The organism is Micromonospora lupini str. Lupac 08, assembly GCF_000297395.2.
GTDB lineage: Bacteria > Actinomycetota > Actinomycetes > Mycobacteriales > Micromonosporaceae > Micromonospora > Micromonospora lupini.
On the sequence record NZ_HF570108.1, the window covers coordinates 3,784,165 to 3,808,378 of the forward strand.

At 71.9% G+C, this 24,214-nt stretch carries 22 protein-coding genes and 1 pseudogene; 7 read left to right on the top strand and 16 right to left on the bottom strand.

Features of this window, described 5'->3' with window-relative positions; all coding sequences use genetic code 11:
• Positions 1-11 precede the first annotated feature (11 nt).
• The 5 genes and pseudogenes from nrfD to MILUP08_RS18535 all read right to left on the bottom strand — a co-directional run bounded on the left by nrfD (position 12) and on the right by MILUP08_RS18535 (position 7,175).
• A complete protein-coding gene (nrfD, locus tag MILUP08_RS18510; RefSeq protein WP_007460380.1) occupies positions 12-1,217 on the bottom strand; it encodes an NrfD/PsrC family molybdoenzyme membrane anchor subunit in 1,206 nt (401 codons plus the stop codon).
• Positions 1,214-2,404: a 4Fe-4S dicluster domain-containing protein gene (locus MILUP08_RS18515; RefSeq protein ID WP_007460382.1), complete on the bottom strand. Its 1,191-nt coding sequence runs from the start codon at positions 2,402-2,404 to the stop codon at positions 1,214-1,216. The genes nrfD and MILUP08_RS18515 overlap by 4 nt, the downstream gene beginning before the upstream one ends.
• Positions 2,405-2,423: 19 nt before the next feature.
• Positions 2,424-5,666, bottom strand: a pseudogene (gene fdh / locus MILUP08_RS18520) (formate dehydrogenase); the annotation flags it as partial.
• A 91-nt stretch (positions 5,667-5,757) separates the two neighbouring features.
• Positions 5,758-6,180, bottom strand: coding sequence for a DUF6069 family protein (locus tag MILUP08_RS18530; protein WP_007460387.1), 423 nt, complete (start codon positions 6,178-6,180; stop codon positions 5,758-5,760).
• The gene (locus MILUP08_RS18535; protein WP_007460389.1) at positions 6,177-7,175 is read right to left on the bottom strand and encodes an RNA polymerase subunit sigma-70; all 999 of its coding nucleotides are present in this window, start codon (positions 7,173-7,175) and stop codon (positions 6,177-6,179) included. Before MILUP08_RS18535 ends, MILUP08_RS18530 begins: the two co-directional genes overlap by 4 nt.
• A gap of 155 nt (positions 7,176-7,330) precedes the next feature.
• Here MILUP08_RS18535 and MILUP08_RS18540 point away from each other — a divergent pair, with 155 nt between their 5' ends.
• Positions 7,331-7,672, top strand: coding sequence for a hypothetical protein (locus MILUP08_RS18540; protein WP_007460391.1), 342 nt, complete (start codon positions 7,331-7,333; stop codon positions 7,670-7,672).
• The gene (locus MILUP08_RS18545) at positions 7,669-8,328 is read left to right on the top strand and encodes a nucleotidyl transferase AbiEii/AbiGii toxin family protein (RefSeq protein WP_007460392.1); all 660 of its coding nucleotides are present in this window, start codon (positions 7,669-7,671) and stop codon (positions 8,326-8,328) included. Before MILUP08_RS18540 ends, MILUP08_RS18545 begins: the two co-directional genes overlap by 4 nt.
• A gap of 64 nt (positions 8,329-8,392) precedes the next feature.
• Here the strand turns inward: MILUP08_RS18545 and MILUP08_RS18550 are convergent, their stop codons facing one another.
• Complete coding sequence (locus tag MILUP08_RS18550) at positions 8,393-9,295, bottom strand: SDR family oxidoreductase (RefSeq protein ID WP_007460394.1); 903 nt, start codon at positions 9,293-9,295, stop codon at positions 8,393-8,395.
• 167 nt (positions 9,296-9,462) lie between these two features.
• Between MILUP08_RS18550 and MILUP08_RS18555 the strand changes: the two genes are divergently transcribed.
• On the top strand, positions 9,463-11,253 hold the full coding sequence (locus MILUP08_RS18555) for a bifunctional metallophosphatase/5'-nucleotidase (protein ID WP_007460396.1): 1,791 nt from the start codon (positions 9,463-9,465) through the stop codon (positions 11,251-11,253).
• A 55-nt stretch (positions 11,254-11,308) separates the two neighbouring features.
• On the opposite strand, the gene MILUP08_RS35970 is transcribed toward MILUP08_RS18555, so the two are convergent.
• Complete coding sequence (locus tag MILUP08_RS35970) at positions 11,309-11,482, bottom strand: hypothetical protein (protein ID WP_007460398.1); 174 nt, start codon at positions 11,480-11,482, stop codon at positions 11,309-11,311.
• A 200-nt stretch (positions 11,483-11,682) separates the two neighbouring features.
• Complete coding sequence (locus tag MILUP08_RS18565) at positions 11,683-12,837, bottom strand: geranylgeranyl reductase family protein (RefSeq protein ID WP_007460400.1); 1,155 nt, start codon at positions 12,835-12,837, stop codon at positions 11,683-11,685.
• Between the two features lie 146 nt (positions 12,838-12,983).
• On the opposite strand from MILUP08_RS18565, the gene MILUP08_RS18570 reads away from it, so the two are divergent.
• Positions 12,984-13,220, top strand: coding sequence for a hypothetical protein (locus MILUP08_RS18570; protein WP_007460402.1), 237 nt, complete (start codon positions 12,984-12,986; stop codon positions 13,218-13,220).
• 42 nt (positions 13,221-13,262) lie between these two features.
• Positions 13,263-14,726, top strand: coding sequence for an MFS transporter (locus tag MILUP08_RS18575; RefSeq protein WP_039906251.1), 1,464 nt, complete (start codon positions 13,263-13,265; stop codon positions 14,724-14,726).
• A gap of 241 nt (positions 14,727-14,967) precedes the next feature.
• Here MILUP08_RS18575 and MILUP08_RS18580 read toward each other — a convergent pair whose 3' ends face one another.
• From MILUP08_RS18580 to MILUP08_RS18595, 4 genes are all read right to left on the bottom strand, one after another.
• Positions 14,968-15,534 (bottom strand): hypothetical protein, encoded by a 567-nt coding sequence (locus MILUP08_RS18580; RefSeq protein ID WP_007460407.1) that lies wholly within the window; start codon positions 15,532-15,534, stop codon positions 14,968-14,970.
• Between the two features lie 1,136 nt (positions 15,535-16,670).
• Positions 16,671-17,300: a hypothetical protein gene (locus MILUP08_RS18585; RefSeq protein WP_007460411.1), complete on the bottom strand. Its 630-nt coding sequence runs from the start codon at positions 17,298-17,300 to the stop codon at positions 16,671-16,673.
• A gap of 13 nt (positions 17,301-17,313) precedes the next feature.
• Positions 17,314-19,098, bottom strand: coding sequence for a DUF4012 domain-containing protein (locus tag MILUP08_RS18590; protein WP_007460413.1), 1,785 nt, complete (start codon positions 19,096-19,098; stop codon positions 17,314-17,316).
• Positions 19,099-19,198: 100 nt separating this feature from the next.
• Complete coding sequence (locus MILUP08_RS18595) at positions 19,199-20,446, bottom strand: glycosyltransferase family 4 protein (RefSeq protein ID WP_051065986.1); 1,248 nt, start codon at positions 20,444-20,446, stop codon at positions 19,199-19,201.
• 168 nt (positions 20,447-20,614) lie between these two features.
• Here MILUP08_RS18595 and MILUP08_RS18600 point away from each other — a divergent pair, with 168 nt between their 5' ends.
• Entirely contained in the window at positions 20,615-21,169 is a 555-nt protein-coding gene (locus MILUP08_RS18600) for an arsenate reductase/protein-tyrosine-phosphatase family protein (protein ID WP_007460415.1), read from the top strand.
• Here MILUP08_RS18600 and MILUP08_RS18605 read toward each other — a convergent pair.
• Positions 21,150-22,610, bottom strand: coding sequence for a tyrosine-protein kinase domain-containing protein (locus MILUP08_RS18605; protein WP_007460417.1), 1,461 nt, complete (start codon positions 22,608-22,610; stop codon positions 21,150-21,152). The genes MILUP08_RS18600 and MILUP08_RS18605 overlap by 20 nt on opposite strands.
• A 398-nt stretch (positions 22,611-23,008) precedes the next feature.
• Between MILUP08_RS18605 and MILUP08_RS18615 the strand changes: the two genes are divergently transcribed.
• Positions 23,009-23,293 (top strand): hypothetical protein, encoded by a 285-nt coding sequence (locus tag MILUP08_RS18615; RefSeq protein ID WP_144056960.1) that lies wholly within the window; start codon positions 23,009-23,011, stop codon positions 23,291-23,293.
• A gap of 4 nt (positions 23,294-23,297) precedes the next feature.
• Here MILUP08_RS18615 and MILUP08_RS18620 read toward each other — a convergent pair whose 3' ends face one another.
• The 3 genes from MILUP08_RS18620 to MILUP08_RS18630 are packed head-to-tail and all read right to left on the bottom strand — an operon-like array spanning position 23,298 to position 24,182.
• The gene (locus MILUP08_RS18620) at positions 23,298-23,495 is read right to left on the bottom strand and encodes a hypothetical protein (RefSeq protein ID WP_007460421.1); all 198 of its coding nucleotides are present in this window, start codon (positions 23,493-23,495) and stop codon (positions 23,298-23,300) included.
• Positions 23,496-23,499: 4 nt separating this feature from the next.
• On the bottom strand, positions 23,500-23,823 hold the full coding sequence (locus MILUP08_RS18625) for a hypothetical protein (RefSeq protein WP_007460423.1): 324 nt from the start codon (positions 23,821-23,823) through the stop codon (positions 23,500-23,502).
• Positions 23,820-24,182 (bottom strand): DUF1622 domain-containing protein, encoded by a 363-nt coding sequence (locus tag MILUP08_RS18630; RefSeq protein ID WP_007460425.1) that lies wholly within the window; start codon positions 24,180-24,182, stop codon positions 23,820-23,822. The genes MILUP08_RS18625 and MILUP08_RS18630 overlap by 4 nt, the downstream gene beginning before the upstream one ends.
• Positions 24,183-24,214: the final 32 nt, after the last annotated feature.

A 24,214-nucleotide genomic window follows, 5' to 3' on the forward strand; every position in this document is an offset into this window, starting at 1 on the left:
GGAGCCGCCGCTCAGTCAGCCGCCGGATCCGCCCCGGTCCGCGCCGCGTTCACCCGCTCGCGTTGCGGCACCACCGTGTAGCGCGGATCGCGCGCCGACGCGACGCCGCCGTAGAAGATGCCGAACCGGGTGGCCACCGACGCGCCCAGCAACGCGGCCCCGGCCAACGCGCCCGCCGCGCGGCTGCGCCGCCCGAGCAGCGCCCCGGCCGCGCCGGCGACGGTCAGCAGCCGAGCGGCGCGCAGCAGCCGACCGGGGCGCCCCGACCGGTAGGGCTCGCTGAGCAACCCCAGGCGGGTCTCCACCCGGTGCGCGCCGAACAGTTCCAGGGCCGCGCCGGCCACCGCCATCCGGCGGGCCGGCCCGGCCTGCGCCGGCGGCGCGGCGAGCAGCCCCACGGCGGCGCCGCTGGCCAGCGCGCTGCCCGCGAAGATGACAGGCAACTCGGGGTACGCCTCGTGCCACGACGGCACCGCCGTGTCGGCGAGCAGCACCCCGGTGTACGTGGCCAGCGCCGGCGCGGTGGCGGCGGCGACGAGCCCCGCGGCGTGCCCGACCGGCGGCAGCGCCCGGCCGACCAACCCGAGCGGACCGCGCCGGGGCAGCCAGCCGGCGGCCTCGGCGACCGCCGCCACTCCGGCGGCCGGCCCGAACACGGTGAGGATCCAGGTGCCCACCGACATGGGCGAGGTCGGCTTGGCCACCCGCAGCATGTGGTGGAACCGCTCGGGCCGGCCCAGGTCCCGGATCAGGAAGACGGCGCTGGCGCTCACGGCGGCGAGCGCGGTGACCCGGCCGGCGCGGCGCAGCACCGGCTGGCCGGTGAGCTGCCCTCCCGCGGCGAGCAGCGACGAGCCGGCGGCCAGCCCACCGGTGAACAGGTACGCGGCGATGTCCCACTTCCACACCGGCGCCTTGAGGATGGGCCGGCCGTAGTACGAGGTGAACGTCGCCTCCGGCACCCGCAGCTCCTCGCCGCCACCACGGCGACCGCCCCGACGACGAGGCCGTCGGCTGTCCGGCTCGACGGTCCCGGCCTGACGTCCGCTGCCGTTGCCGCTGCCATTGCGCGGCGTCAGGCCGGTCGTGGCGTCGGCCGGGGCACCGCTCGTCGCGGCGTCGTGCCCGCTCGGTGTCGCCCGCCGTGGATCCGGTGCGGCCAGCCGGTCGCGGAAACGGCGGAACCGGTCGCCCACCTCGGGGCGGTGTGCGCTCACGAGGATCCTCCGACGACGAACGCGGCGACGGTCGCCGCCGTCATGGCCAGCGCGGCGAGGCCGGCGCGTTTCCACATCGCCGGTAGGTCCCGCGTCGTCACCACCGGATCCGGTGGCAGCCCGTACACCTCCGGCTCGTCCAGCAGCAGGAAGAACGCCCCATCACCACCGACGCCGTCGTTCGGGTCGTGCCCGTACAACCGCGCCTCGGGCACACCCCGCTCCTGCAACGTCTGCACCCGCGCCGCAGCCCGCTCCCGCAACTCCTCCAGCGGCCCGTACTGGATCGACTCCGTCGGACACGCCTGCGCACACGCCGGCGTCATCCCCGCACCCAACCGGTCGTAGCACAGCGTGCACTTCCACGCCCGACCATCGTCCTTACGCTGATCGATCACCCCGTACGGGCAGGCCGAAATGCAGTAACCGCAGCCGTTGCAGATGTCCTCCTGCACCACCACCGTCCCGAACTCCGTGCGGAACAACGACCCCGTCGGACATACGTCCAGGCAGGCCGCATGCGTGCAGTGCTTGCACACATCCGACATCATCAACCACCGAAAATCCGACCGCTGCTCCACACCGGTCCCCCGCCCCGGCGGCTGCCCACCCGGCATCCCCAGGAACTGCGGACCCGCGCCGCCGTTGGTCCGGGTGGGGCTGTCGCGCGTGACGGTGGGGTGTGCGCTGGGCTCGCGCGCGGCGACCGGATCGCCGAGCACGTCGACCCGGCTACCCGGGCCGCCGGAGGCCGGCTCTCCGTCGGTCGGGGTGCCGTTGACCATGCGGGCGGCGGCCGACGGTGACCCGGGCGGCAGACCCGGGTCGGTGCCGGTCGGGCCGGCGGTGCCGGCGGCGAGGGCCGCCGACGCCGCGCTGACCGTCGCGCCGGTCGGTGTGCCCGCGAACGCCGCTGCGCCGTGCCCCGTCGGGCGTGGCTGCTCGATGAACGCGACGTGTCGCCACGAGTTCGCGGTCAACGCCCCGGTGTTGTCGTACGACATGCCCAGCAGATCCAGACCGCTTCCCGGAACGCCGTTCCACTCCTTGCAGGCCACCTCACACGCCTTGCACCCGATACACACGCTCGTGTCGGTGAAGAACCCCATCCGCGGCGGCGCATCCTCGTAACCGGCGTCCGGCGCCGGATCGAGCGGCCCGTAGAGGCTGTTCGGATCAGGAACCATCGCGCCCCTCCACGTCCTGGTCGGTGGTGACGGCCGGCGCGTGTCCGCCCGGTGTGATCCCGGCGCGCCGCTGGTAGTCGGCGACCAGGTCGAGCAACGCCTTCCCGGTGGGCCGGCGGCCCGACCGGACGTCACAGGTACCGATCTTGCTCTCCTGGATGAGGACGTTCGGGTCGAGGGTGATGCCGAACAGGTCGTTTGCCGAGTCGCCGGTCACCAGACCCTCGAAACCGAAGTGGTACGGCACCCAGACCTGGTGGATGACGCGGCCGTCCACCCGCAGCGGAGTGAGTCGGTCGGTCACCAGCACCTTCGCCTCGATGACCGCGCGCCCGCTGATCAGGTGCGCCCACCCCAGGTGCGCCAACCCGGCCTCCGCGGCCAACTCCGGCGACACCTCGACGAACATCTCCGGCTGCAACTCGGCCAACGGGCGCACCGTGCGGCTCATCCCGCCGGCGGTGTGGTGCTCGGTGAGCCGGCTGACCGTGAACACGTACGGGAAGACCTGGCTGTGCTCCTCCGGCGGGCTCGGGTTGACCGAGTTGACCGGGTGCGCGTACGACTTGCGGGTCGGGTTGGCCTGCTGCCGGTAGAGCGGGTTGCGCACCGGCGACTCCACCGGCTCGTAGTGCGTCGGCAACGGACCGTCCAGCACACCGCTGGGCGCGTACAGCCAGCCCTTGCCGTCGCCCTGCATGACGAACGGATCGTCACCGGCGATGCCCTCCGGCCCGGACGCGCCGGCCGGCGGCCGGTACGACGGCGGTTTGGTCTTCTCGAAGTCCGGCACGTCGTAGCCGGTCCACTCGGCCTTCTCCGCGTCCCACCACACGTAGCGCTTGCGCTCGCTCCACGGGTTGCCGTCCGGGTCGGCCGAGGCACGGTTGTAGAGGATGCGGCGGTTCGCCGGCCAGGCCCAGCCCCACTCGGCGGCCACCCAGTCCTGCTCGTGTCGGGACTTGCGGCGGGCGGCCTGGTTGACGCCGTCGGCGTACACGCCGGTGTAGATCCAGCAGCCGATAGCTGTCGAGCCGTCCGCACGGGCCTCGGCGAAACTGGACAGCGGTCGGCCGGTCGTCACGTCGTACCCGTTGATCTCGCGCAGGACCGACTCGGCGCTCGGCTCCTCGCGCGGACCGTGCGTGGGGTAGTCCCAGGTGAGGTCGAGCAGCGCCCGGTCGCGCGGCAGCGACGAGGCGGCCAGCTTCTCGCGCAGCCTGCGGCCGAGGTGGTAGAAGAACCACAGCTCCGAGCGGGCGTCGCCCGGCGGCTCGACGGCCTTCTCCCGCCACTGCAACAGGCGCTGCGTCTGGGTGAACGTGCCCTCCTTCTCCACGTGCGAGGCGGCGGGCAGGAAGAACACCTCGGTTCGGCATTCCTCGGGCACGATCTCGCCGGTGGCCACCTCGGGCCCGTTCTGCCAGAACGTCGCGCTCTCGATCATGAACAGGTCGCGGACGACAAGCCAGTCCAGGTTGGCCATCCCCAGTCGCTGCGCGCGCCCGTGTGCCGAGCCGACCGCCGGGTTCTGCCCGAGCAGGAAGTACCCCTTGATCTTCCCGTCGATCATGTTGAGCACCTGCTGGTAGGTGCCGTGGTCGCCGGTCAGCCGCGGCAGGTAGCCGTAGCAGTAGTCGTTCTCCGGCGTCGCCGCGTCCCCCCAGTACGCCTTGAGCAGGCTGGCCGCGAACGATTCCGCGTTACCCCAGAAGCCCTTCTGGCCGGGGTGCCGGATGCTGTCCACCCACTCGTCGAACGTCGGGTGGTCGGCGTGGTGCGGCATCGGCAGATAGCCGGGCAGCAGGTTGAACAGCGTCGGAATGTCCGTGGAGCCCTGGATGCTGGCGTGCCCGCGCAGCGCCATGACCCCGCCACCCGGGCGGCCCATGTTGCCCAGCAGCAACTGGATGATCGCCCCGGTACGGATGTACTGCACGCCGACGCTGTGCTGCGTCCAGCCCACCGAGTAGATCAGCATCCCGGTGCGGTCCCGGCCGGAGTTGGCCGTCCACGCCTGGGCCAGTTCCAGGAACTTGTCCTGCGGGATGCCGCAGACCCGCTCCACCATCTCCGGCGTGTAGCGGGAGAAGTGCCGCTTGAGGATCTGGTAGACGCAGCGCGGATGCTGCAACGTCTCGTCCCGCGGGGTGTCCCCGTCGACACGCGCGCCGTGCGACTCGTGCTCCAGCCCGGACGCACTGTCGCGCTCCTTGGCCGTGTGCCCACTGCCCGACGAGTCCTCGTTGCCCTCGTACTGCCAGCTGTCCTGCACGTAGGTGCCGGTCTCCGGGTCGAAGCCGGAGAAGAAGCCGTCGCCGTCCTCGGTGTCGCTGAACCGCTCGCTGACGATCGTCGCCGCGTTGGTGTAGGCCAGCACGTACTCGCGGAAGTCCAGCTCGTTGTCCAGGATGTAGCGCACCACGCCGCCGAGCAGGGCGATGTCGGTGCCCGCCCGGATCGGCAGGTACGCGTCCGCCACCGCGCTCGTACGCGTGAACCGCGGATCGACGTGGAACACCTTCGCCCCACGACGCTTGGCCTCCATCACCCACTGGAAACCCACCGGGTGCGCTTCCGCCATGTTCGAACCCTGGATGACGATGACGTCAGCGTTGGCGATGTCCTGCTGGAAATCCGTCGCACCGCCACGACCGAAGCTGGCCCCCAGACCGGGGACGGTGGCGGAGTGTCAAATACGGGCCTGGTTCTCGATCTGGAGCGCCCCCATCGCGGTGAACAACTTCTTGATGAGGTAGTTCTCCTCGTTGTCCAGCGTCGCCCCACCCAGACTGGCGAAACCCAGTGTCCGGTTGAGCGGCCGGCCCTGCTCGTCGGCGTCCTCCCAGGTCTGCTCGCGGGCGGCGAGCATCCGGTCGGCGATCATGTCGAGCGCGGTGTCGAGGTCCAGGTCTTCCCACTGGGTCGAGTACGGCCGCCGGTAGCGAACCGTCGTCTGTCGCAACGGACTGGTCACCAGGCTCTTGCTCGCCGCGCCCTTCGGACACAACCGACCCCGCGAGATCGGACTGTCCGGATCACCCTCGATCTGCGTGACCTGCCCGTCGGCGACGTACACCCGCTGGCCACACCCCACGGCGCAGTACGGGCAGACGGACCGGGCCACGCTCTCGGCGGCCTCGGTGCGAGCGGTCAGACCGGCCGAGCGCGCCGACTTGGCCGCCGCGCCCCGGCCCAACGGGTCGGTGCCGGTGAGCTGCCGATACACCGGCCAACCCTCGATGAACGTCCGCAGACCCATCCCCGACACCCCCTCCCACGCGAGCGACCCCACGAACATAGGTCAGACGAGGAGTCTTCGCGAATCGAGGGGGCGCCGGGATTGCGGACGGTCAGTCGGCGCGGGCGCGCAGTCTCCACGTCACGGCCGGGACCAGCACCGCCGCGGCGACGAGGTGCAGCCCGACGAGGGTGACGACGGTGGCGGCGTTCGCCCCGCAGACCAGGGGCGGGACCAGCGAGATCGCGGTCAGCGACACCGCCGTCCACAGGAACCGCTCGGCCGGACGCGGGCTCCACCGCAGCAGAGCGACGGCGATGACGACGCCCACGACCGAGAAGAATCCGGTCACCACGGCGAACCCGGGCAGCGGGATCGCCTCACCACCAGCGGGGACCTCGAAGTCGACGCCAACGGCCCGGGCGAGCGCGGCGGCGACGGTGGTGACCACCATCGCCGCGAGCGTGGCGAGGACGCCGGTGCCGGCGAGCCCGCGGAGTCGGCCGACACGGCCGGTCCGGGCCGCGGCGGTCACTGTGCACCGTCCGCGGGCAGGCGCTGCGGCAGCCCGAGCAGCGGGAACTGGTCGTCGTGGAAGATGACGATCTCGGCGACCGCCCCGCCGGCGATGCGCAGGACGTCGATGGTCAGCGGCAGGTACGCGTCCTCGGACTCCCGCCACAGGTAGAAGGCGACGGCGGGCTGCCGGTTCACGGCGGTCGGGACGGCCCGCAGACGCCCCAGGTCCGCGAAGCCGTCCTCGACCCAGTCGTGCAGCACCGCATCGCGGCCGACGTACAGGCCGGGGGTGGGCGGCATCGCGCAGCGGACGTCGTCGCGCAGCATCGCGGCCAGTCCGTCGACGTCCTTGGCCACGCTCGCGTCGGTGAAGCGGCGCACCAGCTCGCGTGTCTGCGCGTCCCCGTCACCGCCGGTCCAGTCCTGCCGCTCGGCGGGCAGGTGCTCGCGCATCCCGGCACGGGCCCGTTGCAGCGCGCTGTTCACCGAGTTGACCGAGTCTCCGAGCAGCTCCGCGACGTCCCTCGCCGGCCAGCCCAGCACGTCCCGCAGGATCAGCACGGCCCGTGGGCGCGGCGCGAGGTGCTGAACGGCCACCAGGTACGCCAGCTCGATCGTCTCCCGCGCCACCGCGAGGCTCTCCGGCTCGTCCGCGTCGCCCGCCGGCAGCTCGTCGAGCAGCCGGTCCGGGTACGGCTGCAACCACCGCACCTCACCACCCGTCGCCGGCTCCGGACGGTACCTGGCGAGCAGGTCCAGGCAGGCGTTCGTGGCGATCCGGTACAGCCAGGCCCGCAACGACGACCGCCCGGCGAAGGTCTCCCGCCGCCGCCACGCACGAAGCAGCGTCTCCTGCACGGCGTCCTCGGCGTCCTCGAACGAACCGAGCATCCGATAACAGTGCACGTGCAGCTCCCGCCGGTGCCGAGCCGTCAGCCCCGCGAACGCCGACTCGTCGATTCCACCCAGACCACCCACGCCCACCTGCTCCCGCGTGTCCGCACTCGTCACGTCCCGCTCCCGTCTCGTCGTGTCCCGTCGTAGGTATGACGGCCGCGGGCGCGAGAACTCATCACCGCCGGCGCGCGCTCCTCGTTCCAGCCCGCCGCGCGGGCCGAGGAACGTAGCTGAGCGACACCGGGACCGGCGGGGGTTACCCTGACAGCATGCAGGCCGTCTCGCCCACCGCGACCGGCGTGGCCTTCCTGGCCCGCCCGGGTCGTCCGGCCGTCGTGGCGCGCACCCTCACCGAGCTGACCGGCCCCACCCGGGGCGTCGTCGAGCTGCCGGTGCGGTTGATGTGGAACGCCGAGCGCACCTTCGACCTCGGCGACCCCGACCAACTGCTCTGGATGTACGAGAACGTGCTGCGCGAGACCACCAGCGCCGACGACCTGCGCAACCTGATCAACGGGCGGACACTGCGCCGGGTCTGGCGGTTGCTCAACCTCCCCCGGGGCGTCCGCCTCGCCTGGGAGAGCCGGCACCGCGGCCTGCGCGCGGCGTGATCGCACCACACCTGCACGAGTTCTACCGGGAGGTGGCCCGGGTGGCGTTGACCGCCGCCGGGCCGTACCGGTTCGTGCTGGGTGGCGGGGTGGCCTGGGCCGCGCACGGCCTGGTCGCCCGGCCGACCGAGGACGTGGACCTCTTCGCCGACGTCGAGGGCGCTGCCGCGGCGGCCACCGCCGGGGTGCGCGTCGCGCTCGAGCGGGCCGGGTTCACCGTCACCGACGCCGACCCGGACAGCGAGCTCGCCGACCTGTTCGACGGGTACGGCCAGGACATGAAGGACTTCGTGGTGAGCCGCGACGGACGACAGATCCGGCTCAGCCTCGCCCGCCTCGATCGGCAGCAGAGCCCGGTGGTGATGGACCTCGGCCCGGTGATGGACGTGCGCGACCTGGTCGCCAACAAGATCGCTGCGTTGGTCAACCGGCGGGAGGTCCGGGACTTCATCGACGTGGCCGCGGCGCTGGAGCACTACGACGTGACGCAACTGCTGGTGCTCGCCCGGCAGGTCGACCCCGCACTGGACCCGGCCGACGTGCGAGCCGCCGGACGCTACCTCGACCGGCTCTCCGACACGCGTTTCGGCCGCTACGGCCTGGGCGCCGACGACGTCGCGCGGGTACGGCGACGCTTCGCCACCTGGCCCCGCTGACCCCACCGCCGACGAACCCGTGCCGCCGGGTGGTCACCCGCGGGCGACCACCCGGCGGCACGGATCACTTGGTCGGTCGACCGCCGGTGACCCCCAGGATCTCGCCGGTGACGTAGCTGGACTCCTGGGAGGCGAAGAAGACGTACGCCGGGGCCAGCTCCGCCGGCTGACCCGGCCGACCCTCCGGGGTGTCGGTGCCGAACTGCCGCACCTTCTCCTTCGGCATCGTGGAGGGGATCAGCGGCGTCCAGACCGGCCCGGGAGCCACCGCGTTGACCCGGATCCCCTGCTCGGCGAGACCGGCCGCGAGAGCCTTGGTGAAGTTCGCGATCCCCGCCTTGGTGGTGGCGTAGTCCAGCAACTGCGGCGACGGGTCGAACGCCTGGATCGACGCCGTGTTGATGATCGCCGACCCCTCCGCCAGGTGCGGGATCGTCGCCCTGCACATCCAGAACAGCGCGTACAGGTTGGTCTTGAGCACCCGGTCGAACTGCTCGGTGCTGATCCCGAGGATGCCCTTGTCCTGCGACATCTGGTACGCCGCGTTGTTCACCAGGATGTCGATGCCGCCCAGGTCACGCACCGCCCGGTCGACCAGCTCCTGACAGTGCGCCTCGTCGGTGATGTCGCCGCGGACCGCGATGCCCCGCCGACCGGCATCCTCGACGAGCCGGATCGTCTCCCGGGCGTCGGCGTCCTCCTCCTCGCTCAGGTAGGAGATGAGCACGTCGGCGCCCTCCCGGGCGAACGCGATAGCGACGGCCCGGCCGATCCCCGAGTCACCACCGGTGATCAGCGCCCGCTTGCCGTCGAGCTTCCCGCTGCCCCGGTACGACTCCTCACCGTGGTCCGGCTTCGGCGTCATCTCCCCGGTCGAGCCGGGTGGCGCCTGCTGCTGACCGGGTGAACCGGACTGCTGGCCGTACTGGCTGGTCGGGTCCTGCTGGGTGTGCTGGTCCTCGCTCACCGACATCTCCTCGCACCGCGCGGGTTCGCTCCCGCGACAACCGTTCCCCACCGCCCTACCCGGCGACAGGCTGCGGAAACCGGGGCTGGCGTGGCGGGAGTGACAGGCGCTGGTTATGGTGCGCCAGGCGCTCACGAGGCGCGTCCACCCCCATGGAAAGGCACGTCATGACCTCTGGATCCGGTCCGTCGCGTCGCCAGGTGCTCGTCGCCGCCGCCGCGGCGGCGACCGCCCCGCTGATCGCCGCCGCCCCGGCGCAGGCGGCCGGCAGGCCCCGGCCGCGCACCTGGGACCTCACGCTGCTCGGCACGTCGGACACCCACGGCAACGTCTACAACTGGGACTACTACCGCGACGCCGAGTACGACGACAGCAAGCACAACGACATCGGCGTCGCGAAGCTGGCGACCCTGATCAACCAGATCCGCGCCGAGCGGCGCGGCAGGGCCACGCTCGTGCTCGACGCCGGCGACACCATCCAGGGCACCCCCCTCGCCACGTACTACGCCAAGCAGGAGCCGATCACCGCCACCGGCGAGAAGCACCCGATGGCCCGGGCCATGAACGTCATCGACTACGACGCCGTGACGCTTGGCAACCACGAGTTCAACTACGGCCTGCCGCTGCTGGACCTGTGGATCCGCCAGCTCGGCTTCCCGGCCCTCGCCGCGAACGCGATCAACGCGAAGACCGGCAAGCCCGCCTTCCTGCCGTACGTCATCAAGAAGGTCTCCCTCGGCTTCGCCGCGCCGACCCTGCGGGTCGGCATCCTCGGGCTGACCAACCCCGGCGTGGCCATCTGGGACAGGGGCAACGTCGAGGGCAAGCTGCGCTTCGACGACATGGTGGCGACCGCCGCGAAGTGGGTGCCGATCATGCGGGCCCGTGGCGCGGACCTCGTGCTCATCTCCGCGCACGGCGGCGACAGCGGCACCTCCAGCTACGGCCCGGAGCTGCCGAACGAGAACCCGGTGGCGCTCATCGCCCAGCAGGTACCGGGGATCGACGCGATCCTCTTCGGCCACGCCCACAACGAGGTGGTCGAGCGGTTCGTCACCAACGAGCGGACCGGGGCGCAGGTGCTGCTCTCCGAGCCGTCGAAGTGGGGCCAGCGGCTGACCCGGATGGACTTCACCCTCGCCCGCGAGCATGGCCGGTGGACGATCACCACGAAGGCCGCCACCATGCTGAACACCAACACGGTGGTCGAGGACCCGAAGGTGCTGGCCGCCGTGCGGGCGCAGCACCAGAAGACCATCGCGTACGTGAACCAGGTGGTGGCCCAGGCCACGGTGGAGATGTCCGCCGTGGAGTCCCGCTACAAGGACACCCCCATCCTGGACTTCATCAACCACGTCCAGGCCGAGACCGTCACGAAGGCGCTGGCCGGCACGTCGTACGCCGACCTGCCGGTGCTGTCGCAGGCCTCGCCGTTCAGCCGCACCGCGGTCTTCCCCTCCGGGGACGTCAAGATCCGCGACGTGGCCGGGCTCTACGTGTACGACAACACCCTGGAGGCCGTCGTGCTCAGCGGCGCCGAGGTGCGCGCGTACCTGGAGTACTCGGCGAAGTACTTCCGGACCCTCGCCCCGGGCGCCCCCGTGGACACCGAGCAGATCAACGACTCGACGGTGCCGGACTACAACTACGACGTGATCGCCGGCCTGGACTACGACATCGACATCTCGAAGCCGGTCGGCCAGCGGATCACCCGACTGGTGCTGCCCGGCACCGACACCCCCGTCGCGGACGACGCGCAGTTCGTGGTGGCGGTGAACAACTACCGGCGCAGCGGCGGCGGCAACTTCCCCGGCATCGTGAAGACCCAGGTCTACAACGAGCAGCAGGAGATCCGCCAGCTGCTCATCGACTGGGCCCAGGCAAAGGGGACGATCGACCCGTCCGACTTCTTCCAGCCCAACTGGCGACTGGTACGCGAGGGCGTCCCGGTCTTCTGATCGCGGTACGTCGGCGGGCCGTGGGTGGCGACACCCCGGCCCGCCTTCTCGTCTCTCAGCCCTGCACGTTCCAGCGGACCGGATCCTCGGCCTTCTCCGGCCGGTCCCGCCCGGGATCGGTCTCGGTAAGCGCGACGCGCTCGTCCGGGCGAACGGCGGGCGGCAGCTCCCCGAACCGGATGTGGCGCAGGAACGCGTACTCGTCCTCGGTGAACGGTTGCTCGACCATCGGCACCCCCTCCTACCCCGTCATTGTCCGTCGGCGGGCGCTTCCCAGCACCGGTCTGTCGGTTGGCAGTCGCCTCGACCTTCGGGTGCGGCGGCCGGCACACCGCGTAAAGCATCCTAGGATCCTGGGTGTATGGCCGCATACGGTGCGCCATCGGCGCGGGCGGGTGCAGACCGAGAGGCGGGCGGGCCGCCGCCTGTTCAGGGGTGGACGCTGGTGGCCGGTCGACGTGGGGCGGGCAGGCGGTCCAGCACCGCGAGCGCCGCCCGGATCGGTCGACGTCGCAGCATGTCGTCGAAGCTCGCCCGGCCCTGACAGAAACGGACGAACATCCGCCAACCCGGAGGCGTCGCCAACAGCGCGTGGAACACCGCCGGGCGACTGGTGAACAGGTCGAGCAGACGGAACCCCGCCCGCATCTCCGGCGTCAGGCGCTCGGCGACCGCCCGCTCGTACCCGGCCAGATCACCGTCGGCAACGGCCGCGCCGGCCAGCTCCCCGGAGCGCAGCGCGAAGCTGATGCCCTCGCGGCTCCACGGCTCCAGCAGCCCCGCGGCGTCCCCCACCACCAGCACGCGGCCGTTGCGCAACGGGGAGTCCTCCGCGCGGCAACGGGTCAGGTGACCCGAGTCGTGCTCGGCCGGCAGCCCGGTCAGGCCCAACCGGTCGACGAACTCCCGCAGGTAGGCGCGCGTCCCCTCCCCCGCGCCGCGACCCGCGATCACCCCCACGGTCAGCCGGTCGCCCTTCGGAAACACCCAGGCGTACGAGCCCGGCATCGCCCCCCAGTCCAGCAGCAGTCGTCCGCGCCACCGCTCCTGCTCGGCGGGCGGCACCGGGACCTCCAACTCCAGCCCCAGATCCACCTGCCGGTAGCGCACACCCACGTGTCGGGCGGTCACCCCCGAGGAGCCGTCCGCGCCGATCACCGTGCGGGCCGCGATCGTCGTACCGTCGGCAAGTCGCAGGCGTACCCCCTCGGGGTCCTGCTCGATCGCGCGGACCGCGACCTGCTCGCGCATCTGCGCGCCGGCGGCGACCGCCGCCGCGCGCAGCCGGTCGTCGAACTCCTCGCGGCGCACCATGGTCACCACCGGACTGCCGTTGCGGCGGGTGAACTCGCGCCGACCGTCGCGGGTGAACGTCACCCGGTCCACCCGGTCGTGCGCGGGCACCTCGATACGGCCGCGCACAGCCGCCAGCGACGTGCCGATCAGGCCACCACCGCACGTCTTGTACCGCGGATGCGTGGCCCGCTCGACAACAAGCGTACGAACGCCGGCGCGGGCCGCGGCATGTGCCGCGGAGAGCCCGGCGGGGCCGGCGCCGACGACGACGAGATCCCAGACGATCACCGTTGCAGCCTAGGGCACCTCCCGCCGCGCGGTCCGGGCACGCCGCCCTGCCAACCGCCCGATCGAGTGGGCATCTTCGGTCAGGCAGGGGGTAACCGCCGTGTCGCGACCGTCCGCGCGGAGCGGACGAGCTGAAGGAGGAGATCATGCAGCGCGTGCAGCTGTCGGAGGTCGAGCAGCGGGTGTACCAGGCGGTCACCGCCCTCGAAGCACGTGGCCAGGTGCCCTATCCGGACGTGATCGCCGAAGGATCCGGACTGACCGAGGAGCAGGTGCACGCCCCCCTGCACCAGCTCACCGAGAAGGGCCTGCTGCACCGCGAGGACTCGCCGATGGCCGGCCTCGACTTCGGCCCCCGATTCTGCGCCCGCCAGATGGCGTGACCCCGGACGATTGGCCCCCGCCTGCCGGGGTAGCGGTCAGGGATGCATGATCGACCGTCAACAGGGGGCACCATGAGCGCGGCGCGCGAGCCGCAACCGGTCGACGCGGCCGAGAACCGCCGACGCTGGCAGGCCGTCGGGGTCGGGCTGGTCGCCGCGTTCATGACGCTGCTCGACGTGAGCATCGTCAACGTCGCGGTGCCGTCCATCGACCGCGCGCTGCACGCCTCCCCGAGCGACCTGCAGTGGGTCCTCTCCGGGTACGCGCTCACCTTCGGGCTGGTGCTCGTACCCGCCGGCCGCTTCGGTGACTTCCGCGGGCGACGCAACGCGTTCGTCTTCGGCATCGCGCTGTTCACCCTGACCAGCGCGCTCGCCGGCCTGGCCACCTCCCCCACCTGGCTGGTCGCCGCCCGGCTGCTTCAGGGCGCCGCCGCCGGCATCATCAACCCGCAGGTGATCGGGTTGATCCAACAGCTGTTCCGCGGGCCGGAACGAGCCCGCCCGTTCGGGCTGCTCGGCGCGACCATCGGCATCTCCACCGCCGTCGGGCCGCTGCTCGGCGGGCTGCTCATCGCCCTGGGCGGCGAGGAGCACGGCTGGCGGTGGGTCTTCTTCGTCAACGTACCGGTCGGCATCGTCGCGGTGATCCTCGGGTGGCGACTGCTGCCCGGCCGACCCGAAGGGCAACCCGGTCGGCGCCGCCTCGACCCGGTCGGTGTGCTGCTGCTCGGCGTCGGCGTGGTGCTGGTCCTGCTGCCACTCGTGCAGGAACAACAGTGGCGTACGCCGTGGAAGTGGGCGCTCATCCCGGCCGGCCTGGCGGTGCTGGTCGCCTTCGGGCTGTGGGAACGGTGGTACGCGCGGCACCAGGAACCACTGTTCGACCTGCGCCTGTTCACCTTCCAGTCGTACACACTCGGATCGCTCATCGCGCTCATCTACTTCGGTGGCTTCACCGCGATCTTCTTCATCTTCACCCTCTTCCTGCAGAACGGGCTCGGCTACAGCGCACTCGTCGCCGGTCTCGCCATCACCCCGTTCGCCCTCGGATCCGCCGCCGCGTCCGCGCTGGGCGGACGCATCGTCAACCGCTTCGGCCGCCCCCTGGTCGCCATCGGTCTGCTCGGCGTGGTGATCGGCCTGGCCGCGACAGTGCTCGCACTCCGCCTCGCGCCGGACGCCCCGGCACCCTGGGTCACCGCCGCGCCGCTGCTCATCGCCGGTATCGGCAGCGGACTTGTCATCGCCCCCAACCAGACACTCACCCTCGCCCAGGTGCCGGTCCCCCAGGCGGGCAGCGGGGCCGGCATGCTCCAGACCGGACAGCGCATCGGCACGGCGGCCGGCATCGCCGCGGTCGGCTCGATGTTCTTCTCCTCGCTCGCCGACAGTCACGGCAACTGGACGTCGGCCTTCGAGAAATCGCTACTGCTCGCCACGGGGATCATCGCGCTCGCGCTCGTCGCCGCCCTGATCGACATCCTCCGCCGTCACCACGACTGAAAATCCGGGGGTACGCGCACCGCCAGGGCCTCCGTACCGCACGGACGTACGCGCCGCGCAGGTCGGCGGATCGCACAATTCCGGCCGAACGGAAACTGTCCAAGGTTCACCGGCAGGCGGGTCGAAAATGCTGTACGGCCGGGCCGTGGCCGTAGATGGGGCATCGGCGGGGCTGGGCATGCCGCTGGCCGGCACCCCCGGGTGTGGGGTGCCGGCCAGTCGGTCGGGTCGTGCGGGTGGGTCAGCTGTTCCAGTGCTGGGCGACCAGGTCGGTGGCCTGCTGCTCCCACTGGGCGTACGCGTCGGGGTACGCGGAGACCTGCACGGTCTGCGCGGCTTCGGTCAGGGGCATGTCCTGCCAGCCGTCGACCTGCTTGAGGCCCTTGAGGAATGCGGTGGTGGAGTACTCGGGGTTGGTGATCTGTTCCGGCGTGCCCCAACCACTGGTGGGGCGCTGCTGGAACAGGCCCAGCGAGTCGTGGTCGTTGGCGTCGCCGAGGTGGCCCAGGTTCTCCAGCTTCGACTCCTGCAGGCTGGTGGCGATGGAGATGACGGCGGCGCGTTCGGGCAGGCCGGCCTTCTTCGTGGCGGCGATGATCGCCTTGGCGTTGGCGGTCTGCTCGTCGTTGAGGGTGATGTGCGACTGGTCGCCCTGCGGCTTCGGCGCCGCGGTCCGCACGGCGACCGCGACGGGCTTGGCGTCCATCGTGGGCGCGGCGGCGTGGGCGGCGATCGGGCCGGCGAAGACACCACCGGCGAACGCGAGACCAGCAACCGACAGCATGCTCTTACGGAAGATCGTGTTCATGAGGGGTAGCTCCTTCGGGGGTAGGAACACCCACACCACCAGGGGGCGGCGGCGCGGGTGTGAGCACCTCGTCCGGCGCTGCACTATCACGGGGGAAAGTCTGGGGACGGGCTGCGAGCGGAGGGCTCGCGGTGCCGTGGAGGCCTGCGAGCGAAGGCTCGCGGCGCCCGGGGTGGCGGCCTGCGAGCGGGGGCTCGCGGGGGTGGCGGCCTGCGAGCGGGGGGCTCGTGGCGCCGGGACCGTGTGTAACGACCGTCGGACCGGGGTCATTCCCGGGGCCCGGCCCCTGGCTGGAGGCATCGGATCGGGCCGGCCGGTCGGGGCACGCGGTCGTTCGGGGAGTCTGCAACGACCCGGCCCGGCCGGCCATTCCCAGCCCGGTTGACCGGGCGGTGCGGCCGTGGTCCTGCGATCGTCAGGGTATGTAACGACCCCCGGCCCGCCACGATTCCGGCCCACGGATGCACCCGGTCACACCCGGGCCACCTCCCAGAAACGGACATCCCGCCCAGCCAGGCGCGAACAGGCGGATCCCGCGGAACGCCCCGGGATGATCGACTCCAGATCGCCGGTATCGCGGTATCAAGCCGGCGTGACACCCCCACATCGCCGACACCGTGTCGATCACGTTCCCGCAACCCCGGTCACATCGGCAGATCCGGCCGACCACGCCCACGCAGACAGGCCCAATCTCCCAGGCCGCCGATCGAGCCGAGGTAGAAGCCGCCGTGCTGCTGGGTCGCCCAGACCCCACCTGAGCACAGCCCACTTCGAGCCAGACAACCTCGACACCGCCCGGCACGAGACCAGGCCCGCCCCAACCCGTACGAGAACCAAGCCCGCCCCAGCCCGTACGAGAACACGCCAGCCCGGACATCCCGGGCAGCGGACTGGGCGGAGGTCTGCGGGCAGCGACCTGGGGAGAGGTCCCGGCTTGATCGACTCGGGATCCTGGATGTCGGGGTGTCCCGGTCGTTCGGATGCCCCGCTTTCCAGGAACACGAGTCGATCAAGCCGGGCCGGCACCTCGACGGGTTCCGTCCGGAGGGGTGGCATGGGGCTGGCGCCCGTCGGAATGATCCGACGGGCGCCAGCCTGAGGTGCGATCCGGGCACTTGCCCGCGTGGTGGTGCCGGTCAGTGCGCGGTCCCGCCGAAGCGCTGACGGCGACGCCAGGCCAGGGTCAGCAGCAGCATGATCGCGCCGGCGCCGACGAGGCCGCCGCCGAGCTTGATCGGCGTACCGATGCTGTCACCGGTGACGGGCAGCGGCTGCTTCTTGTGCAGCACCCGCAGCTCGGCGGTGGCGGTCCGGCCGGACTCCCGGCCGGTGGCGGTGAAGGTCAGATGACCGGTCACCGACGGCTTGTAGCTCTTGGTGAAGCTGCCCTGGGCGTTGGTGAACGCCGTGAAGTGCAGCGGCGCGCTCGCCTGGAACGCTACCGGCGCCATGGCCACGGTGGTGCCGTCGCTGCGACGCGCCGGTGCCTGCCCGCCTGCCGGGGCGGCGAACGGGGCCACCGTCACCGTGATGTCGACGGTCTCGTTGGGACCGAAGCCCGTCCCGGTCAGGATGACCGTCTCGCCGAGGTAGATCGTCGGCCGGTTGACCGTCAGGGACGCGGCGGTCGGCGGGTACGGAGGCGGCTGGGGCGGGTCGGTGGTCGCGCTTGGCGCCGGCTGCGGCTGTGCCGCCCCCGCTGCCGTCGGCACGGCCACCACGGCCAGGCCGACCGTGAGCGCCATGATGATGCGGGATAGCCGCATGATTGGTTCCCTCCTACTGGTCACAGCTTGGTGCGGAATGAACTTGGGTGGTCCATGGGCTGGCGGTGGGGGTCAGCCACAGCTCGGCCTGCCCGACGCCGGTCTTGGCCGTCAGGACGGTGACCTCCAGCGCTCGCTCGGCGCCGGGGCCGATGTCGACGTTGGCCGTCGCCACCTGGCGGCGGCGTTCGGTGCCGCTGCCAAGTGCCGTCTCGGCCCCGTCGAGACGGGCCTCGAGGACGGCCCCACCGGCCGGACTGAAGATCGACACCAACGTGCGAACGGTGTACGGATCACCGGCCAGGCCGAGGCCGAGGACCGACTTGCTGAGTCCTGACTTCGGCGCCGTCGAGCGCAGGGTCACCCGCAGCCGGAGCTCGCGGCGGCCGTCGGACCGGCATTCGCCGACCGAGAGGTTCGCCGTCGGCCGCAGGTAGTAGCCGAGCTTCGCGCCGCTGCCGTCGTTGAGGAACACGCCGACCGTCGGCACGGTGTCCTCTTCCGGGAGGGTCCCGGCCATTCGGCTGTCACCGAACGTCCGCTGTTCTTCCGGTCGAGCACTCCAGAACAATATCCGGCGTTCCGTGATAGCACGGTCAAATGCGGACAACAACACCCTCGGGTTGACATTCTTCTTGAAGAAGGCGTCAAACACCGCAGCGGCCGAGGATGCGAAGTACGCGTCCTGCTGCGCGGTGTCCAGCCTCTGGTAGGTCTCGTTGAGCAGGGTCTGCACGACCTTCTCGCTGGCCAGCGGCACGCCACCGGGCACCAGGACCGGCCCGGTCGCCTTGAGCAGGTAGGACAGCACCACCGGGTCGACCGCGAGCACACCGTCGACTGTGGTTCCGGTCTTGCGCCGGAACATCTCCCGGTACAGGGAGGCGGCGGTCGGGAAGTGCGGAGTGAGGTTGACGTCGGCGGGATAGATGCCCGGCAGGTCGGTCCAGACCGTCCGGGTCTCGGCGGGAAGCTTCAGCGCCGGCGTGAACCGGCCGAGGGAGGCGCTGCTGCCCTGCTGGCCCATCCGGACGCGACCGTTCTCGGCCTCGATCATCGCGTACGCTCCGAACATGCCGCCGGTGGCGCGCAGCTCGGCCAGGTTCTGCGAGACGAGCAGGTAGCGCCGCGGGCCACTCGCGCCGAGCAGCGGCGGCAGCAGCCGAGCGCCCTGGTCGGCCGCCGCGGTGAGGCTGGCCAGTCGGTCGATCTCACCGCGGAGGTCGGTCAACGCCTGGCGGACCTGGCTGACCAGCCGATCGGCGCGTACGGCGTCCAGGTCACGGCGGGTGCCCTGCACCGCCTCGTTCACCCGGGTCAGCTCGGCGGAGACCGACGTGAGTCGGGCCAGGTCCAGCCGACCTTCGGCCGGCACGAGGCTGGTCAGGTCCGTCCGCAGCAGGGATGGAAACGCCCGCCGGGCCAGGTCGTCGATGGCGACGGCGATCTGTCGGACCGCGTCGAGATCGTCGCCGGCGAACGGGGTACGCCGACCTACCTTCCAGCTCGGGTCGGAGGTGGCGGCCCGGGCGGCGCCGGACTGCTCCTGCAGGGCGGACAGGGTCCGCAGGGCCCGGTCGGTGTCCCCGCCGACCACCTGCGCGCTCAGTTCCCGGGCCAGGCCGGCGGCGTTGAGCAGGTGGGCACGCGCCTGCCAACCGCGGAAGCCGACCCATCCCCCCGCGGCCAGCAGCAGCGATCCGACGACCAGGGCACCGAGCAGGGCCCGTCGCAGTCGGGCTCGCCGGCGACGCCGGGATCGGCTTCGCCGTCGATGCGGCCGTTCGCTCTCCGTCACACCCACACTCCCGTTAAGCGGAACCGGACAGTACGTCGGATTCCCTGACGTTCTTAGCACGTCGGCGGGAGTCTCGTACCGTTATGGCGTTTCTCGTCCTTTACGCGAGGTTCTCTCGCAGCTCCCCGACCGCCTGCGGATTCCGGCCGGCGGCCTCGTGCAGCAGCCGCTCGATCCGGTCCACCCCGGCCGGCAACGACATCTCCCGCAGGTACGTCTGTCGGCCCCGGCGACCCATCTCGGTCCGCGCCGGCGGCGGAATGGTGGCTGCCAACCAGAACCGGTCGGCAAGCGCGGCCCAGTCCTCCGGCGGGCAGGACAGCCCGGCTCGAGCGCGTTCGACCAGCTCGGCGGTGTCCCCACCGGCCGACGCCACGACCGGGGCGGCGCAGGACAGCGCGGCCTGCAACTTGCCGGGCACCGTGCCGCGAAGTTCCGGCAGGTCGCGCAGCATGATCAGCTGGTAGTCGGCGGCGGCGTACAGCTCGGGCATGTCGACAGGTGACCGCCGCGCGAGAAAGCGGACGTTCTCCGCCTTCAGGTCGGCCGCGAGCCCTCGCACCCGGCGCTCGTCCGCGCCCGATCCGACCAGGACCAGGTCCATGGTGCGGTCCAGCGCGGCCGCGGCCCGTACCGCCGTCTCCAGTCCCTGTCGGGCGCCGATCGTCCCGGCGTGCATGACCACGCACCGGCGATCCCGGCGGACCATCTGCCGGGCCGCCGCGCCGGGCGTCGCCGGGTAGAAGATGCGCTCGTCGGTCCAGTTCAGCACCAGCTGGACCCGGGCCGGGTCGGCCCCGGCGGCGACCACCAGATCCCGCATCGACGGCGCGGCCACCGCAACCCGCGCGGCCGTCCGGTAGATGCGGGTCATCGCCGCGCCCATCCGCGCCGACCAGCGGCCGTCGCCGGCCGCCTCCGCGCCGTCGCGTGCCCAGACATCCTGTACGTGCAGCACGGCCGGCACCTTCGGAAGCAGCCGGAACACCGCGGCGGTCGCGAACGTGGTCGCGGGGAGCTGGAAGACGTAGAGCGCATCCACATCGCCGAGGAACCGTCGCGCCGCCAGCGACACGCTGCCGGCGAACGACAGGTAGCTGGCCACGCGCGCGCCTGTGGAGCTGGCGCCGCCGGAGTAGCGCGGCACCCGCCGGACCGCCAGCCGTTGACTGTGCGTCTCGTGGTTCCAGCGCTGCCGCCAGCCGGGATAGACGTGGCCGCCCGGGTAGTCCGGGAAACCGGTGAGCACCCGGACGTCGTGCCCGCGCGCGGCCAGCTCCTCCGCGAGGCTGCCGGGGATGAAGGCGGGCTCGGGTGGAAAGTGGTACGACAGGATGCCGATCTTCACCGGGACACCGCCGACGACCACGGAACGGCCCCGGCCGGCGCGGCACCGCGTCCGGCGGGCGGTCGGCCCGCGTACGATGCCGTCAACCCCTCCCCGCGCGGCCAGCGGCGTCGACGCACCACCCTCGCGGTGTGGCGACCCCTGTCCGCACCCATGAGAGGGCTCCCGATGGCCGACCGCGTGTTGTTCGTCTGCCACGCCAACCTGTGCCGATCGCCGATGGCCGAGTTCCTGGCCCGCCGACTGCTGGCCGACCGGCCCGTGCTGGTGTCCAGCGCCGGCACGGACGCGCTGGACGGGATGGCGATGCACCCGTACGCCGCCCAGGTCGCGGCCGAGGGCGGCGGCGACCCGGGGGCGTTCGCCAGCCGGACGCTGCGGCCCGAACACCTCGCCGAAGCGACGCTCGTGTTGACCGCGACGCGGCGGCAGCGTTCGGTCTGCACCGCGCTGGTGCCCGGCGCGCTGCACCGGACGTTCACCCTGCGCCAGTTCGGCCGACTGGCGGCGGCGGCCGAGCCGCCCACCGAGTCGCTCGACGACCCGCTGCGGGCCGCCATCGCCGCCGCCGCCCACGCCCGGGGGCGGTTGCAACCCGCCGCCCCGGACGCGGACGACCTGCGGGACCCGATCGGCGGGACGATCGCCGACTTCCGTCGCTGCGCTGAGGAGATCGAACGATCGCTACGACCCCTCGCCGCGCTCATCGGGGCAACCGGGTGAGTTCCTGGGTGCGGTCGCTGACGCCGTTGACCCCGGCGCCCTCGCTGTGCCGGGCGGCGGTGGCCCGGTCCGTCGGCACCGACGGCGTGGCCTGCGAGGCGACCACCCGGTAGGCCTCGTACTGGTACGCCTCGGCCTTGGCCACCTTGGCCATGTTCAGCACGCAGCCGAGCAACCGCACCGAGACCGAGTGCAGCGCGCGGGCCGCCGCGGCCACCTGGGCCCGCGACGTGCGGCCCTGCTGACTCACCAGCAGCGCGCCGTCGGCCTGCACGGCCACCACGACGCCGTCGGTCACCGCGAGCAGCGGCGCGGTGTCGATGATCACGATGTCGGCCGACTCGCGCAACGCGAGCAGCAGGTCCGCCATCGCCTTGGAACCGAGCAGCTCGCTCGGGTTCGGCGGGGCGGAGCCGCTGGGCAGCACCAGCAGGGACTTGTCGCCCCAGCGCTGCACCACGTCACCGACCTGGACGTCACCGACAAGCACGTCGGTGAGACCGACGCCCGCGTCCAGGCCCAGGTACTCGTCGACCTTTGGGCGGCGCAGGTCCGCGTCGACCAGCAGCACCCGCCAGCCCGCCTCGGCCAGCGCGATGGCCAGGTTGCAGGAGAGCGTCGTCTTGCCCTCGCCCTGCAGGGCGCTGGTCACGGCGATGACGCGGGCCGGCTCGTGCACGTCCACGAAGCGCAGGTTGGTCCGCAGCTTGCGGATCGCCTCGGCACGGGCCGAACTCGCGGCCTCACCGACGATCAACGGCGAGGTGCGGGCGCTGCTCTCGAAGGGAATGTCACCGAGCAGCGGGCTGCCGGTGGCGCGTTGCAGGCCGGCGGCGTCCCGCAGGCGGATGTCGGCGACGCCGCGCAGGATCGCCAGGCCGACGCCGAGCACCAGACCGATCAGACCGCCGAGCGTGAGGTTGCGCGTCGGTTGCGGCGAGACGGGGCTGGCGCTGACCCGTGGGCCGCTGACCACCTCGATCTTGATCGGCGCCTTGCCCTCGGGCGGCGTCTCGACCTTCTGGACGAGCTCGACGAACTTCGTGGCGAGGCTCTCGGTCACCCGCAGCGCCCGGGCCTGGTCGGTGTCGGTAACGGAGGCGCGCAGCAGGACGGTGCCCGTCTCCGTGGAGGTGGTCACCCGGTGCTGGACCTCGTCCGCGGTGAGCCCGACCGGGGTCTCGGCCACCACGCTCTGCGCGAGGCGGTCGCTGCTGAGCAGGTCCGCGTACGACTTGACCCGCTGCTGAAGGAACAGTCCACCCTGGTAGGCGTCGGTGACGCCCTGGTTGGGGGTGGTGACGAAGAAGGTCACCGAAGCGACGTACCGGGGCTGGGCCCGTACGGTCAGGAACGCCGAGACGCCCAGGGCCACCATGACCGTGACCAGCACGACCCACCAGTGCCGACGCACGTGGCGCAATTGGCGGAGCAGGTCCATCAGGAGTGCCTCCGCGCGGGTCCGGTTACGCCAAAGAACTTCACGAAAACCCCCAAGGTCGTCTGCCAACTCGTGAAACCATTAAAGCCCTTCATAGGGCTTATGTCCGGAGTTATGCGTTTTCGAGGGCGAACAAGTGCGCCCGCATGCCCAACCCGACAAAGGGCCATTCGGCAGCGGCGTACATCCGGGAAAAGTCCACGGCCAATCGCTGGCAGCTCGACCTGAGCCTCGCCAGGCGGGCCTCGACCTGAGCTTCGCCAGGCGGCGGCCACGCCCTGCTGGCCGTCGTCGCGCCCTCGCCGGTCGGCACGCATCTGCGGGTCTCTTCGCGACGACCGTGGAACTCACGCGCGAGTTCGTGGTCGGCGACCTGCCGGAGCGGCACGGCGCTTGCGGTGGTGGGAGCCCGCGGCGGGATGGCGCTGGCCACGTCGACAGGCGTGGCGGCCGGCGGCGGGATGGCGCTGCCCGCGCCGATCCAGGTGGCGGTGGTCCAGTCAGCGGCGACGACGGGTTGCGCGGCCGGACCGCCCCGACATCGCGCACGTACCGGCCGTGCGCACGGTGGTCAGGTCACACCCGGCACCGGCCGGCAGAAGGTGGCGGTCACGGACGGCGAACTCGTCGCCCGGGACGGCGCCGGCGGCCGCCCACACGGGGCGACCGCCGGAAATGCGTGACGCGTCAGCGGCGGCGCTCGCTGGGCCGACGCTCCTCGGTCTCGTCGGCCAGCGCGTCGGTCGCCGGCGCGGTGAGATCGTCGCCGGGCACCGCCACCTCCTCCGCGAGGTCCTGCTCGTCGGGCTTGCCGCCGGGCTGGGGCTCGGGAGCGGTGGCGCCGCCGGCGTAGCCGTACTCGTTCGGTTCGTCGTGCCGGCTCATGTGGTTATCCTCCCGCTTTTCCCTGTTTCGCTGCTACCGCCCACGGTAAGTGGTGATCGTCCTCGGCGCAGCGCGGCGGAGATTGTCGGCGCGACCACGACGGCGCGTGACTCAACGCCGCCGCGAGCAGTTGGCGCAGCGCGACGATCGCCGCCGCGGTGGCCAGGCCACCCCACTGCGGATCACCGGCGAGGCGCAGCAGGCCGGCCGCCGTGAGGAGGTCCAACAGCACCCGGACGGCGACCCGGACGGAGCCGGTGCACAGGGCGGTGAGCACACCGGCGACCAGAGCCAGCGCGGTCACCACCTCGACCAGCGCGCCGATCACGGCCGCCGCTGCCCGTCGGTGACCTGCCGCTGCTCCTGCCGGATCTCCCGGCCCAGGAAGTAGTTAAGCGCCGTCCGGATCGTGGCGATCGCCGCCAGCTGGCCGATCTGGGTGAACGACGGTGACACGGCGGTACGCAGGACGTCGGCGGCCAGTTGGAACTCCAGGCCGAGCGTCAGGAACCGGCCCAGGGACAGTCGGATCGGCGTGAAGACGGCGGCGGTGCGGTGCCGCAGCCCTTCGACCACGAACCGCACCGCCGCCCACAGGGCGCCCACGAAGATCACCAGGGCCCCGGCCACCTCCACCACGGCGACCAGCACCTCGTCGCCGTGGCGCAGCAGCTCCGCCGGCTCCACCCGGAGCCGTTACCCGCCAGCGGGGCAGCTAG

Excerpts from the sequence above, each read along its gene's own strand:
- MILUP08_RS18620 (WP_007460421.1), bottom strand. The coding sequence starts at position 23,495 with ATGAGCCGGCACGACGAACCGAACGAGTACGGCTACGCCGGCGGCGCC.
- MILUP08_RS18540 (WP_007460391.1), top strand. The coding sequence starts at position 7,331 with ATGCAGGCCGTCTCGCCCACCGCGACCGGCGTGGCCTTCCTGGCCCGC.
- MILUP08_RS18575 (WP_039906251.1), top strand. The coding sequence starts at position 13,263 with ATGCATGATCGACCGTCAACAGGGGGCACCATGAGCGCGGCGCGCGAG.
- MILUP08_RS18600 (WP_007460415.1), top strand. The coding sequence starts at position 20,615 with ATGGCCGACCGCGTGTTGTTCGTCTGCCACGCCAACCTGTGCCGATCG.
- MILUP08_RS18555 (WP_007460396.1), top strand. The coding sequence starts at position 9,463 with ATGACCTCTGGATCCGGTCCGTCGCGTCGCCAGGTGCTCGTCGCCGCC.
- MILUP08_RS18585 (WP_007460411.1), bottom strand. The coding sequence starts at position 17,300 with ATGCGGCTATCCCGCATCATCATGGCGCTCACGGTCGGCCTGGCCGTG.
- MILUP08_RS35970 (WP_007460398.1), bottom strand. The coding sequence starts at position 11,482 with ATGGTCGAGCAACCGTTCACCGAGGACGAGTACGCGTTCCTGCGCCAC.
- MILUP08_RS18605 (WP_007460417.1), bottom strand. The coding sequence starts at position 22,610 with ATGGACCTGCTCCGCCAATTGCGCCACGTGCGTCGGCACTGGTGGGTC.
- MILUP08_RS18580 (WP_007460407.1), bottom strand. The coding sequence starts at position 15,534 with ATGAACACGATCTTCCGTAAGAGCATGCTGTCGGTTGCTGGTCTCGCG.
- MILUP08_RS18515 (WP_007460382.1), bottom strand. The coding sequence starts at position 2,404 with ATGGTTCCTGATCCGAACAGCCTCTACGGGCCGCTCGATCCGGCGCCG.
- MILUP08_RS18570 (WP_007460402.1), top strand. The coding sequence starts at position 12,984 with ATGCAGCGCGTGCAGCTGTCGGAGGTCGAGCAGCGGGTGTACCAGGCG.